13 protein-coding genes and 2 riboswitches are annotated in these 12662 nt (G+C 71.4%); of the genes, 4 read left to right on the top strand and 9 right to left on the bottom strand.

The window, feature by feature from the left end:
- Window positions 1–3: 3 nt before the first annotated feature.
- The 7 genes from LCN96_RS09410 to LCN96_RS09440 all read right to left on the bottom strand — a co-directional run bounded on the left by LCN96_RS09410 (window position 4) and on the right by LCN96_RS09440 (window position 7410).
- Window positions 4–1380: an L-serine ammonia-lyase gene (locus LCN96_RS09410; protein ID WP_225272206.1), complete on the bottom strand. Its 1377-nt coding sequence runs from the start codon at window positions 1378–1380 to the stop codon at window positions 4–6.
- 53 nt (window positions 1381–1433) lie between these two features.
- Window positions 1434–1823, bottom strand: coding sequence for a glycine cleavage system protein GcvH (gcvH, locus tag LCN96_RS09415; RefSeq protein WP_225272207.1), 390 nt, complete (start codon window positions 1821–1823; stop codon window positions 1434–1436).
- The gene (gcvT, locus tag LCN96_RS09420) at window positions 1820–2905 is read right to left on the bottom strand and encodes a glycine cleavage system aminomethyltransferase GcvT (RefSeq protein ID WP_225272208.1); all 1086 of its coding nucleotides are present in this window, start codon (window positions 2903–2905) and stop codon (window positions 1820–1822) included. The genes gcvH and gcvT overlap by 4 nt, the downstream gene beginning before the upstream one ends.
- A gap of 34 nt (window positions 2906–2939) precedes the next feature.
- A riboswitch (glycine riboswitch) is annotated at window positions 2940–3035 on the bottom strand.
- Window positions 3036–3133, bottom strand: a riboswitch (glycine riboswitch).
- Between the two features lie 82 nt (window positions 3134–3215).
- The gene (locus tag LCN96_RS09425; RefSeq protein WP_225272209.1) at window positions 3216–3902 is read right to left on the bottom strand and encodes a gamma-glutamyl-gamma-aminobutyrate hydrolase family protein; all 687 of its coding nucleotides are present in this window, start codon (window positions 3900–3902) and stop codon (window positions 3216–3218) included.
- An 11-nt stretch (window positions 3903–3913) separates the two neighbouring features.
- Entirely contained in the window at window positions 3914–4678 is a 765-nt protein-coding gene (locus LCN96_RS09430; protein ID WP_225272210.1) for a 3-oxoacyl-ACP reductase, read from the bottom strand.
- Between the two features lie 8 nt (window positions 4679–4686).
- Window positions 4687–6030, bottom strand: a complete 1344-nt coding sequence (locus tag LCN96_RS09435; RefSeq protein ID WP_225272211.1) for an aldehyde dehydrogenase family protein — start codon at window positions 6028–6030, stop codon at window positions 4687–4689.
- A gap of 9 nt (window positions 6031–6039) precedes the next feature.
- Complete coding sequence (locus tag LCN96_RS09440; protein WP_225272212.1) at window positions 6040–7410, bottom strand: glutamine synthetase family protein; 1371 nt, start codon at window positions 7408–7410, stop codon at window positions 6040–6042.
- A 123-nt stretch (window positions 7411–7533) separates the two neighbouring features.
- On the opposite strand from LCN96_RS09440, the gene LCN96_RS09445 reads away from it, so the two are divergent.
- The 4 genes from LCN96_RS09445 to LCN96_RS09460 are packed head-to-tail and all read left to right on the top strand — an operon-like array spanning window position 7534 to window position 9871.
- Window positions 7534–8238, top strand: a complete 705-nt coding sequence (locus LCN96_RS09445; RefSeq protein WP_225272213.1) for a FadR/GntR family transcriptional regulator — start codon at window positions 7534–7536, stop codon at window positions 8236–8238.
- A gap of 47 nt (window positions 8239–8285) precedes the next feature.
- Window positions 8286–9038, top strand: coding sequence for a hypothetical protein (locus LCN96_RS09450; RefSeq protein WP_225272214.1), 753 nt, complete (start codon window positions 8286–8288; stop codon window positions 9036–9038).
- Between the two features lie 3 nt (window positions 9039–9041).
- Window positions 9042–9179: a hypothetical protein gene (locus tag LCN96_RS09455; protein ID WP_225272215.1), complete on the top strand. Its 138-nt coding sequence runs from the start codon at window positions 9042–9044 to the stop codon at window positions 9177–9179.
- On the top strand, window positions 9179–9871 hold the full coding sequence (locus tag LCN96_RS09460; protein WP_225272216.1) for a nucleotidyl transferase AbiEii/AbiGii toxin family protein: 693 nt from the start codon (window positions 9179–9181) through the stop codon (window positions 9869–9871). Before LCN96_RS09455 ends, LCN96_RS09460 begins: the two co-directional genes overlap by 1 nt.
- Here LCN96_RS09460 and LCN96_RS09465 read toward each other — a convergent pair.
- Together LCN96_RS09465 and LCN96_RS09470 are read right to left on the bottom strand one after the other, a co-directional pair.
- Window positions 9868–11328 carry a nickel/cobalt transporter gene (locus LCN96_RS09465; RefSeq protein ID WP_225272217.1) on the bottom strand — a complete coding sequence of 487 codons (1461 nt, stop codon included), beginning with the start codon at window positions 11326–11328 and terminating at the stop codon, window positions 9868–9870. The genes LCN96_RS09460 and LCN96_RS09465 overlap by 4 nt on opposite strands.
- Window positions 11325–12524 (bottom strand): tetratricopeptide repeat protein, encoded by a 1200-nt coding sequence (locus tag LCN96_RS09470; protein WP_225272218.1) that lies wholly within the window; start codon window positions 12522–12524, stop codon window positions 11325–11327. Before LCN96_RS09470 ends, LCN96_RS09465 begins: the two co-directional genes overlap by 4 nt.
- Window positions 12525–12662 lie beyond the last annotated feature (138 nt).

Consider the following 12662-nt stretch of genomic DNA (forward strand, 5'->3'; position numbering starts at 1 on the left):
GGCTCAGCACTCGATCACATTGACCGCGAGCCCGCCCCGCGACGTCTCCTTGTACTTGTCGAGCATGTCCCGCCCCGTGTCCCGCATCGTCTTGATCGCCTTGTCCAGCGCCACGTAGTGCTTCCCATCACCCCGCAACGCGATGCGCGCCGCCGTGATCGCCTTGTTGGAGGCCACGGCGTTGCGCTCGATGCACGGGATCTGCACCAGGCCGCCGATCGGGTCGCAGGTCAGCCCCAGGTTGTGCTCGATGCCGATCTCCGCCGCGTTCTCCACCTGCTCCGGCGTCCCCCCGAGCACCTCCGTGAGCGCGGCGGAGGCCATCGAGCAGGCCGAGCCCACCTCGCCCTGGCAGCCCACCTCGGCGCCGGAGATGGAGGCGTTCTCCTTGAACAGCACGCCGATCGCCCCCGCCGTCAGCAGGAAGCGGACCACGCCGTCGTCGTCGGCGTGCGGGACGAAGCGGGTGTAGTAGGTCAGGACGGCCGGGATGATGCCGGCGGCGCCGTTGGTGGGGGCGGTGACGATGCGGCCGCCGGCGGCGTTCTCCTCGTTGACCGCCAGCGCGAACAGCGTGACCCAGTCCATGGCCTGCAGCGGGTCCTTCTCCGGCGGCTCGGACTGCAGGCGGCGGTGGAGCTGGTTGGCGCGGCGCTTGACCTTCAGGCCGCCCGGGAGCACGCCCTCCTTGGAGATGCCGCGGCGCACGCACTCGGACATGACCTGCCACAGGTGCAGCAGCCCCCGGCGGATCTCCTCCTCGGTGCGGCCGAACGCCTGCTCGTTCTCCAGCATCAGGGCGGAGATCGACAGGCCGGTGTTCGAGCAGTGCTTGAGCAACTCCTCGCCGGTGGTGAAGGGGAAGGGCAGCACGGTGTCGTCGGGCTTGATGCGGCCGGCGCCGGTGGCCTGCTCGTCCACCACGAAGCCGCCGCCGACCGAGAAGTAGACCTTCTCGCGCAGCCGCTCGCCGGAGGCGTCGCAGGCGGTGAAGCGCATGCCGTTCGGGTGCTCGGGCAGGGAGATCTTGCGTTCGAAGACGAGGTGCTCACCGACGACGAAGGGGATCTCGTGGCTGCCGTAGAGCTTGACGGTTCCCGACTCGCGCATCTGCGCGATGCGGGCGTCGACGGTGTCGACGTCCACCAGCTCGGGCTTCTCGCCGGACAGGCCGAGCAGGACCGCCTTGTCGCTGCCGTGGCCCTTGCCGGTCAGGCCGAGCGAGCCGTACAGGATGGCCTCCACCCGCGCCACCCGCTCCAGCAGGCCGTCCTCGTGCAGGCCGCGGACGAACTTGTGCGCCGCCGCCATCGGGCCGCCCGTGTGGGAGCTCGACGGGCCGATGCCGATCTTGAAGAGGTCGAAGACGCTGATCGCCATTGATGTGCGCCCTTCATGAGAGGCCGGGGCCCGCGCGGGCCCCGGCGGTTAGGTCAGGACTCGCCCGAGGTGAGAGCGGTGTACTCCTCAGGAGAGAGCAGGTCCTCGGGGTCGCCTTCCACGCGCACCTTGAACATCCAGCCCTCGCCGTACGGGTCGCTGTTGACCAGGCCCGGGTCGTCCACGACGGACTGGTTCACCTCGGTGACCTCGCCGCCGACCGGGGAGTAGATCTCGTTGACGGACTTGGTCGACTCCACCTCGCCGACGGAGTCACCCGGCTCGACGGTCGAGCCGACCTCGGGGAGCTGCACGAAGACGACGTCACCAAGGGACTCGGCGGCGAAGGCCGTGATGCCGATCGTCACGGTGGTGCTGTCGTCCAGCCCGGCCACCCACTCGTGCTCCTTGGTGTAGCTCAGGTCGTCAGGGATGTTGCTCACTTGTTCCTCCTGTAAAAGGGCAGCTCAACCAGGTCCATAGGTTCATGGCTGCCCCGGATGTCCACAGCCAGGCCTGAATCGGCGCCGGTGTCCACGTAGGCCATCGCGATGGGCTTTCCCAGGGTCTGGGAGGGCGCACCGCTGGTGACCTCGCCGACGACGACGCCGTCCTTGGTGACCGGGTAACCGTGGCGCGGCACCCGGCGGCTCCGCGCGACCAGGCCGACGAGCCTGCGCCGGGGCGAGTCGTCCTTGACCGCCTCCAGCGCCGACCTGCCGACGAAGTCGCCCGGCTTGTCGAATTTCACCACTCTGCCCAGCCCCGCGTCGAACGGGGTCAGCTCCGCGCTCAGCTCGTTGCCGTACAGCGGCATGCCGGCCTCCAGCCTGAGCGTGTCGCGGCTGGACAGGCCCGCGGGCTTGAGCCCGTACGGCTCGCCGGCCGCGGTGATCGCGTGCCAGAGCGGCACGGCGTCCTGATTGGCCACGAACAGCTCGAACCCGTCCTCGCCGGTGTACCCCGTACGGGCGATCAGCGCCTGCCGGCCGTCCACCTGGCCCGGCAGCCCCGCGTAGTACTTGAGCCCGTCGAGGTCGGCGTCGGTGAGCGTGGCGAGGATCTCCTGGGCGCGCGGCCCCTGGACGGCGATCAGCGCGTACCGGTCCGAACGGTCCTCCACCACCGCGTCGTACGGCCCGGCGCGCTCGCGCAGCTCGCCGGCGACCTTCTCGTAGTTCGAGGCGTTGGCCACGACCATGAACTCCTCGTCACCGAGCCGGTAGACGATGAGGTCGTCCAGCACCCCGCCGCGCTCGTTCACGATCATGGTGTACCTGGCCCGGCCAGGCGCCAGCGCCGACAGGTGCCCGACCAGCGCGTAGTCCAGCGCCTGGCCCGCCTGCGGCCCGGTCAGGAAGATCTCGCCCATGTGCGAGAGGTCGAACAGCCCCGCCGCCTCGCGCACGGCCCGGTGCTCCGCGGACTCGCTGCCGTACCGCAGCGGCATCAGCCACCCGGCGAAGTCGGTGAGGGTGGCGCCGAGGCTCTGGTGAACGTCTCGTAGCGGTGTCGGTCGGGACATGTGTCGCACCTCAGGACAGGAGTGGATGCCAGCATCCTCCCCCTCTGTCATCGGTGCCTGAGAGCTTCGCCCGACTTTTGCCGGACTTTCACCTTCGGCGAGGCCCGGAGGCCTGCTTTCCAGAGGACACCTCGTCCGTGCGGTCCTTTGCCTTGAGAGGTTCGCGGGGAGGGCTTGCTCCTTCAGGGACCCTGACCGGCTGTCAGGGTGCTCTCCCGCACGGTTTCGTCGGTGATGTCCGTCAGCCTAGTGCCGCGACGGGGCTGTTGTCGCGTCGCGGGCCGCACGTGAATCCCGGGGGAGCGCGGATTCAGCAGGCTTGCACGAGCGCCTCGAACAACGCGTGGTCCTCGCCTGCCTCGGGATGCCACTGCACGGCCATGGTGAACGCCCCCGGAGCCTCCACGGCCTCGATCGTGCCGTCGTCGGTGGTGGCGGTGACCGTCAGGCCGGGGGCGAGCCGGTCCACGGCCTGGTGGTGGTAGTGCGGGACCGGCACCGGCTCCTCGCCCAGCACCTTGGCCAGGCCGGTGCCCGGGACGGGGGTGACGGGCAGGTGGCCGAAGACGCCGGGCCCCGGGCAGTGCTCGGTGTGGCCGACCAGATCGGGCAGGTGCTGGTGCAGGCTGCCGCCCAGGGCCACGTTGAGCACCTGGAGGCCGCGGCAGACGCCCAGGAAGGGCAGCTCGCCGTCGAGGGCGGCCGCGAGCAGGGCGAACTCCGCCTCGTCACGAAATCTCCGGACGTAGCCGCTGCGCTCGTGCGGCTCCGCGCCGTACCTGGCCGGGTCGATGTCGCCGCCCCCGGCCAGGATCAGCCCGTCCAGGCGGCGCACCAGCCCGGCGGGCTCGCCCGCCGGAGGCAGCAGGACGGGCTGGCCGCCCGCGCGCACGACCTGCTCCACGTACATGTACGGCAGCAGCGCCGCCCGGGTGTCCTGCCACACCGTGAACGAGGCGCTCTCGGCGTAGCAGGTGATGCCGATGACGGGACCCATGGGACGTCCTCCTACAGCGGCGTGACGTAGGCACCGGAGATGCCGCCGTCCACCAGGAACTCGCTGGCCGTGATGAACGAGGCGTCGTCGCTGGCCAGGAAGGCCACCGCCGCCGCGATCTCCGACGCCTCGGCGAAGCGGCCCACCGGCACGTGCACCAGCCGCCGCTGCGCCCGCTCCGGGTCCTTGGCGAACAGCTCACGCAGCAGCGGCGTGTTCACCGGCCCCGGGCACAGCGCGTTGACCCGGATGCCCTCCCTGGCGAACTGCACGCCCAGCTCCCGCGACATCGCCAGCACCCCGCCCTTGGAGGCGGTGTAGGAGATCTGCGAGGTCGCCGACCCCATGACGGCCACGAAGGACGCGGTGTTGATGATCGAGCCCTTGCCCTGGCGGCGCATGTACGGGATGGCGTGCTTGCAGCACAGGTAGACGCTGGTCAGGTTCACCTCCTGGACGCGGCGCCAGGCGTCGAGGCCGGTCTCCAGGATCGAGTCGTCGTCGGGCGGCGAGATGCCGGCGTTGTTGAAGGCGATGTCCACGCTGCCGTAGGTGTCGTGGGCCGCGGCGAACATCCTGACGACGTCGTCCTCGCTGGTCACGTCGGCCTTGACGAACAGGCCGCCCACCTCGGCCGCGGCCTTGACGCCCGCCTCCTCGTCGATGTCCGCGCAGACCACCCTGGCGCCCTCGTCGGCGAAGCGGCGGGCCGTGGCCAGCCCGATCCCGCTGCCCGCGCCGGTGATGACCGCCACCCGATCCTGCAACCGCTGCATGTGCGCACTCACTCCGTTGAGATGAAGACGTTCTTGGTCTCGGTGAAGGCCGCCAGCGCGTCAGGGCCGAGCTCCCTGCCGAGGCCGGACTGCTTGAAGCCGCCGAACGGGGTCCAGTAGCGGACCGAGGAGTGGGAGTTCACCGACAGGGCGCCCGACTCGACGGCCCTGGCCACGCGCAGCGCCCGCCCGACGTCGCGGGTCCAGATGGAGCCGCTCAGTCCGTACGGGGTGTCGTTGGCGATCCGTACGGCCTGCGCCTCGTCCTCGAACCTGACCACCGACACCACGGGCCCGAAGATCTCCTCGGTGAACGCCCGGTCGGTGACCTCGGGGGTCAGGACGGTCGGCGGGAACCAGTAGCCCTTGCCCTGCGGGCAGGAGCCTTGCAGGTAGGGGGTCGGCGGGACGAAGCCGCGCACGCGTTCGAGGTGCTCGGCGCTGATCAGGGGGCCCATCTCGGTGGCCTCGTCGAGGGGGTCGCCGACCACGACGCCGCGGACGGCCGCTTCCAGGCGCTCCATGAAGGCGTCGTACACGCTCGCCTGGACCAGGATCCTGGAGCGGGCGCAGCAGTCCTGTCCGGCGTTGTCGAAGACGGCGTAGGGCGCGGTGCGCGCCGCCTTGTCGAGGTCGGCGTCGGCGAAGACGATGTTGGCGGACTTGCCGCCCAGCTCCAGCGTGACCCGCTTGACCTGCCGCGCCGCCGTGGCCCCGATCTCCTTGCCCACCTCGGTCGAGCCGGTGAACACGATCTTGGCCACGCCGGGATGCGCCACCAGGCGGGCCCCCGCGACCTCCCCTGCCCCAGGCAGAACCTGGAGCACCCCCTCGGGGAGGCCCGCTGCCAGGGCCAGCTCTGCCAGCCTCAGCGCGGTCAGCGGAGTCCACTCGGCGGGCTTGACGATCACCGTGTTGCCCGCCGCCAGTGCCGGGGCCACGCCCCACATCATGATCACCATGGGGAAGTTCCACGGCACGATGATCCCGACGACGCCCAGCGGCTCCTGGAAGGTGAGGTCCACGCCGCCCGGCACCGGGATCTGCTTGCCGTGGTCGCGCTCGGGGGCGCCGGCGTAGAAGTGCAGCACGTCGCGGACGTTGCCGGCCTCCCACCGGGCGTTGCCGATGGTGTGCCCGGCGTTGGCCAGCTCCAGCCGCGCCAGCTCCTCGCCGTGCTCGTCCACCAGGTCGGCGAACCCGCGCAGCAGCCGCGCCCGGTCGCCGGGCGCCACCTCGCGCCAGGCGGCCTGCGCCTTCCTGGCACGCTCCACGGCCCGGTCGACCTCCGCCTCGTCGGCGAGTTCGACGTCGGCGATGACGTCCTCCGTCGCCGGGTTGACGATCTTCATGCGCTCCCGTCACATCCGTTCGAAACCACGGAACAGCTCCCAATCCGTCACCGCCGCGTCGAAGGCGGCCAGCTCCACCCGCGCGTTGTTCGCGTAGTGCTCGACCACGTCCTCACCGAACCTCTCACGGGCCAGCTTCGAGCCCTCGAACAGCGCCAGCGCGTCCCGCAGCGTGTGCGGCACGGTCTCGGCGCCGGAGGCGTAGGCGTTGCCCTCGCAGGGGTCCTCCAGCGGCAGCTCGGCGTCGATGCCGTGCAGCCCGGCCGCGACCAGCGCCGCCACCGCCAGGTACGGGTTCACGTCGCCGCCCGGCACCCGGTTCTCCACGCGCAGGGACTGGCCGTGGCCGACCAGCCGCAGCGAGCAGGTGCGGTTGTCCACGCCCCACTTGACGGCCGTGGGGGCGAAGCTGCCCGGCACGTACCGCTTGTAGGAGTTGATGTTGGGGGCGTACAGCAGGGTCAGCTCCCGCATGCAGGCGAGCTGGCCGGCGACGAAGCTCGCGCCGAGCGGCGAGAGGCCGTACGGCCCCTGGCCCGCCATCACCGGGTCGCCGTCCAGGCTGCGCAGCGAGATGTGGATGTGGCAGGAGTTGCCCTCGCGCTGGTTCGGCTTGGCCATGAACGTGATCGACCGGCCCTCCTGGGCGGCGATCTCCTTGGCGCCGGTCTTGTAGATGACGTGGTGGTCGCAGGTCCGCAGCGCCTCGTCGTAGCGGAAGGCGATCTCGTGCTGGCCCAGGTTGCACTCGCCCTTGGCCGACTCCACGTACAGGCCCGCGCCCTCCATCTCGCGCCTGATGCGCCGCAGCAGCGGCTCCACGCGGGCCGTGCCGAGCAGGGAGTAGTCGACGTTGTAGAGGTTCGCGGGGGTCAGGTCGCGGTACGCGCGCCGCCAGGCGTCCTCGTAGCTGTCGTCGTAGACGACGAACTCCAGCTCGGTGCCGACGTAGGCGGCCAGCCCCCGGTCGGCGAGGCGGGCCAGCTGCCTGCGCAGGATCTGCCGCGGGGAGGCGGTCACGTCACCGCCGTCCTCCCAGGCCAGATCGGCCATCAGCATCGCCGTCCCCTCGTGCCACGGCACCCGGCGCAGCGTGCCGAGGTCCGGCTTCATCACGAAGTCGCCGTACCCGCGCTCCCAGGACGACATGGCGTAACCAGGGACGGTGTTCATGTCGACGTCCACCGCCAGCAGGTAGTTGCAGCCCTCGGAGCCGTGGTGCAGCACCTCTTCGAGAAAGTAGCGCGCCGACAGCCTCTTGCCCTGCAACCTGCCCTGCATGTCGGCGATCGCGAGCAGCACGGTGTCGATCCGGCCCGACGCCACCTCGTCGCGCAGCTCGGCGACGGAAAGGAACCCGGTGCTCGCTCGATCGTCCACGCTGTGCAGCTCCGATCCGGCAGAGGCGCTTTCCCGTTGATTGGGCTAGTCTCAGACCATTGATGTGCATGGCGGGATCGCTTGTCAAGGCCTGAGGACACGTTGGACGAGTCGGCGCGTTTGATGACGGTGTTGCGCCCGGTCAGGGCGGGCAACGCCTTCGAGGAGACCGTGGAACGGCTGCTTCAGGCGATCAAGCTGGGCGTCGTCCCGCCCGGTCACAAGCTGCCCCCCGAGCGGGAGCTGGCCGTCCAGCTCGGCATCAGCCGGGTGACGCTGCGCGAGGCCATCCGTGCGCTGTCCGACGCGGGCTATCTCGACGTGCGGCGCGGCCGGTACGGGGGCGCGTTCGTCACCTACGTGCCGCCCACGCCCGACGCCGGCGACCTGCGCCAGGCCGTCAACGAGATGGGCATGGCGGAGCTGTCCGACGCGCTGACCTTCCGGCTGGCCGTGGAGTGCGGCGCCGCCGAGGTGCTGGCCGCCGCCGGGCTCGCCGGGGACAAGCGGGCGGTCCTGACCCGCAGGCTCGCCGAGCTGAACGAGGCGGGGCTGGAGGACTACCGCCGCCTCGACACCGCCTTCCACCTGTCCATCGCGGAGCTGACCGGCTCCACCCTGCTCGCCACCACCTGCGCCGACGCCCGCTCGCGGGTCAGCGACCTGCTCAACGCCATCCCGATGCTCCAGGTCAACCTGGACCACGCCGCCGTGCAGCACCGGGCCATCGTGGACGCCATCCTCGCCGGCGACCCCGACGCGGCCCGCCGGGCGGTGGTCGAGCACCTGGAGGGGACGGCCGCGCTGCTGAGGGCCTTCCTGTCCTGAGTCACCGGGGACATCCGCGGGGCTCGTACCATCGAAACCAGGGTCATATGGGCAACTGGTTTCAGCAAAGCATTGTCGCCACGGGACGGCTGCCGCTGTTCTGCTACTTCGTCATGCTCATCGCCGCCTTCATCGCCACCCGCATCAACGTCCGCCTGATCAGGGCGAAGGTCGGCTGGTTCCGCAACGTCAACGTGGGCGAGATGCACATCCACCACGTGGTGTTCGGCGTGGTGCTGATGTTAGTCGGCGGGGTCACGCTCATCGTCTCGCCAGACTCGCAGGTCGGCACCGCCGTCGCGGCCTCCGTCTTCGGCGTCGGCTCCGCGCTGGTGCTGGACGAGTTCGCGCTCATCCTGCACCTGCACGACGTGTACTGGGAGGAGGAGGGGCGCACGTCGGTGGACGCCGTCTTCATCGCGGTCGCCGTGACCGGGCTGCTCCTCATCGGGCTAAGGCCCCTCACCTGGGACTACGGCACCCCCGTCAACCCCGCCGCGCTGATCGTGGCCAACCTGGCGCTGGCCGTCGTCACCCTGCTCAAGGGGAAGATCTGGACGGGGATGGCGGGGTTGTTCGTGCCGCCGATGTTGCTGGTGGGGGCGATCCGGCTGGCGCGGCCCGGGTCGCCGTGGGCGCACTGGTTCTTCGCCAAGCGGTCGCCGCGGAAGATGGCCCGGGCGATCCATCGGGAGGAGCGGTGGCGGAGGCCGGTGATCAGGGCGAAGATCGCCTTTCAGGAGTTCCTGTCCGGGCGGCATGATCTGCCTTCCACGCGGCGGGGTCGCAGGCATACTTGAGGCATGGCACTTCCGTCGCTCCACGAAGGGCTGGACGAGAAGGCCCCCGTGTCCGACTGGCCGACGTTGTGCCGAGGGCTGGGGCCGGGCTACCGGCACGCCTGGGAGAAGAAGCTTCCTCTGCGGAAGAGCGTCGGCTGATGCGGTTCCCACCCTTTCAGGAGCGGTTGCTGCGTGCCGTGCGCCCCGTCTGTGATCGCTACGGCCTGGTGCTCGCGGGCGGTTACGCGCTCAAGGCGCATGGCTTCACCGACCGGCCGAGCAAGGGCCTCGACTTCGCCACCGCCATCGACATGCCGCTGCCCGACGTCGCGCAAGGTGTCATCGGAGCGTTCCGAGAGGCGGCGTTGGACGCGTCGGTCATCGAGGTCACGCCCCGAATGGGCAGGCTGATGGTGCGCGACCTCGCGACCGGCGAGACCTGCGAGTTCGATCTTCTGCGCGAGGCGTTGCAGCAGCGGCCTGTCACCTGCGGCACGCTGAAGGTGCTCGGCCTGGATGACGCCGTCGGGCTCAAGATGCGGGCCCTGCACGAGCGCAGTCTCGCCCGCGACATCATCGATATCGCGGCCGTCTCCCAGCACTTCTCCTACCGGGCGCTCGAACGACTCGCCGCCATGCACCACGACTTCTTCTCCGTGCACGAGCTGCTCTCGCGGCTGGAGTTCGTCGACCTCATGCCGGATGAGAACTTCGAGGTCCATGGCGTGCCCGAGGAGCAGATCAAGGAGATCCGGCGGTTCACGCAGGGCTGGATCGACGACATCAAGCTGCGGCGGGCCGAAGACGGTGACGTCGACTACGACTCCGACGACGTCCCGGAGATCGACTAGAGAGCCGCCACCGACCGCAGCGCCAGCCCCGCCCCCAGCAGGATCACCATGGCGGCCGTGCCCAGCGGGGCCAGCCCCGAGATCCCGGCCGCCAGCCGCCGCCCGGCCGAGGCGCGCCGCTCCAGCCGGTCCACGAGCTTGACCAGCAGCAGCCCCGTGACGGTGAGGGTGGCGGCCATCCCGACGCCGTAGGCGGTCACCAGCGCCACCCCGAACCAGGTCCGGCCCAGCGCGATCGCGCCGAGCAGCACGATGAGCGCCGAAGGGCTGGGCACGAGCCCGCCCGCCACCCCGAGCCCGATGAGCCCCGCCCGCTTGCCCGGCCCCTCGTGCCCGTGCCCATGCCCATGCCCGTGCCCGTGCCCGTGCCCGTGCCCATGCCCATGCCCGTGCCCGTGCCCGTGCCCGTGCAGGGCGGGGCGGCGCGAGTTGAGCAGGAGGCGCAGGCCGATGACGGCGATCAGCACGCCGCTGGCCACCCCCAGCCAGGCCAGCACCGACTCCCCGGCCAGCGCCGTGAACACCGTCAGCAGCAGCCCCACCACCAGCACCCCGGCCGTGTGCGTGGCCGTCACCGTCGCGCCCACCACGAGCGCGTCGCGCGGCCGGCCGCGCCGGCCCGCCAGGTACGCCGCCATGATGGTCTTGCCGTGCCCGGGGATCAGCGCGTGCCCCGCCCCGAGCACCACGGCCAGCCCCACCGCCAGCAGCCCCAGCGGCAGCGTCAGCGAGTCCGAGCCGATCAGGTCCGTGAACGTGCGGTCCAGGGCCGCCAGCGCCTCGCCGATCGGGCCGCCGAGCTCGACGCCGAGCGTGCGGCCGCCGGACGGCCCGCCGTCACCGGCGGGGGAGCCCGCGGCCAGGCCGGGGCCCGCCGCCGTGAACGTGGCCACCCGCTGGTCGAGCGGGTTCGACAGCAGGTCGTCGGGGTAGGCCCGCAGCTCCCGGCTGACGCTGGTCGCGGGCACCGAGGAGCCCGTCAGGCGCACGCCGTCGCCGGTCGCGGTGATCTCGCGCCAGCCGATCCTGTCCTGCTCGAACCCGTCGCTGAACCTCACGGCCCCCGAGGCGCGAACTTCCGCCACGAGCTGACAGGACAGGCGGCTGGTCTCCAGCCCTCCTTCTCCGGGGGCGTAGGCGAACGCCGTGCGGGTCACCCGCCACGGCACCACCCGGCCGGCCACCTCCAGCCGCTGGGCGGCGGCCAGCGCGGCGCAGCGGCGGGTGGCGTAGCCGGCGTCGACCTCCGGCCTGGCCTGCCGCGTCGGCAGCTCGGCCAGGTCCACCACGGCGTGGTTGTGGATCTGGGCGGGCGAGACCCGCAGGCCGTTGTAGTGGTTGACGGTGAACCAGCCGAGCGGGTGCAGGTTGCTCCGCGCCTGGGCCGGCGCGGTCGCGAACAGCGTGAGGAGCAGGCCAGCCAGGGCGGCGAGCAGGCCGAGCCTGGCCGCTCTCATGAGAACCTCGCCAGCGCCGACAGGGCCGGGTCGAAGCCCGGGTCCACCCGCGCGGAACGGCCGAGTGCCTGCTCGATCCTGGCGCGGTGGTAGGCGAGCAGCGGGTTCTGCCAGCCGGTGGCGGTGGCCTGCTCGGCGTAGCGCAGCGCCATCTTCGGCTTGCCGGCCTTGAACAGCGCCCACCCGAGGGCGTCGGCGGCGACGAGGTTCGGGTTGCGGGCGTACTCGGCCCTGGCCAGCTCGACGGCCTGCTCAGGGTCGCCGTGGTCGGCGAGGAACTCGGCCCACGTCAGGTCGTCGCGCACGCCCACGGCCTCGAAGAGCTCGCGCTGGGCGTCGAGCAGCGTCCAGTCGGCAGGCTGCCCGGCCTTGATGCGGGTCTCGCCCTGCTCGATGAGGTACTGGGGCAGGGGGAGCCGCTGGACCACGGTGTCGTAGAGGTCGAGCGCCTCGGTGAGCCGGCCGCCGAGCGCCGCGGCCCTGGCCTGACCGGCGAGGGCGGGCGTGTAGGCGGGGTAGGCCTGCAATGCCTTGGTGTACCAGTCGGCGGCGGTCTTCAGGTCGCCGGCGTGCAGCGCCAGCTCGCCCAGGTAGTAGCGGCTGTAGGCCAGGTCGGCGGGCGACCAGGCGTCGGCGTGGGCGTACTCCAGGTACCTGCGTGCCGCGTCCCTGTCGCCGCGCAGCTCCGCCGCGTACGAGGCGCGGGCGAAGGCGGCCACGCCGGGGCGCAGGTTCAGCATCTTGTCCACGGCCTGCTGCGCGCCCTTCAGGTCGCCGAGCTGCGTCCTGGCGTCGGCCAGCACGCCGTAGGCCGGGGCCCCGTACGGGTTGGCGCCGATGGCGCGCTCGGCGAGCCGTACGGCCTCGGCGAACTCGTGGCGTCCTGCGGCCAGCGCCGCCTGGCCGGTCAGCACCGTGTCGTCGCGGTCGTTGAGCTTGGCGGCCGTGACGAGCGCGCCTTCCGCCTTGGTGTAGAAGGCCGGGTCGCCGGTGACCCGGGCCTGGTCGACGTACTGGAGGCCGAGCTCGGCCCAGCCGCGGTAGTCGCCGGGCAGGCGCTTGAGCCGCTCCTGGAGCGTCTCGCGCCCCGGCCGGTCGGCCGAGGGCGGGGTCGCGGGCGAGGAGGAGAAGGAGACGATCGTGAAGAGCAGGGCCCCGATGAGGGCGAGGCCGGCGAAGATCGCGAACGCGCGCATGTGCTGGGACTCCGAAGCTGGAAGTGGGGCCGGCCGGCCGTGACGGGGAACACGGCCGGCCGGCCCTTTTCTGTGGCGGCAGACGATGGGAGACGGGAGGTCTGCCGCCTGGGGAGGACCGGCCGGCTTGGAGAGGGA

Origin of the sequence: Nonomuraea gerenzanensis, assembly GCF_020215645.1 — a bacterium.
In the GTDB taxonomy this organism is placed as follows: Bacteria; Actinomycetota; Actinomycetes; order Streptosporangiales; family Streptosporangiaceae; genus Nonomuraea; species Nonomuraea gerenzanensis.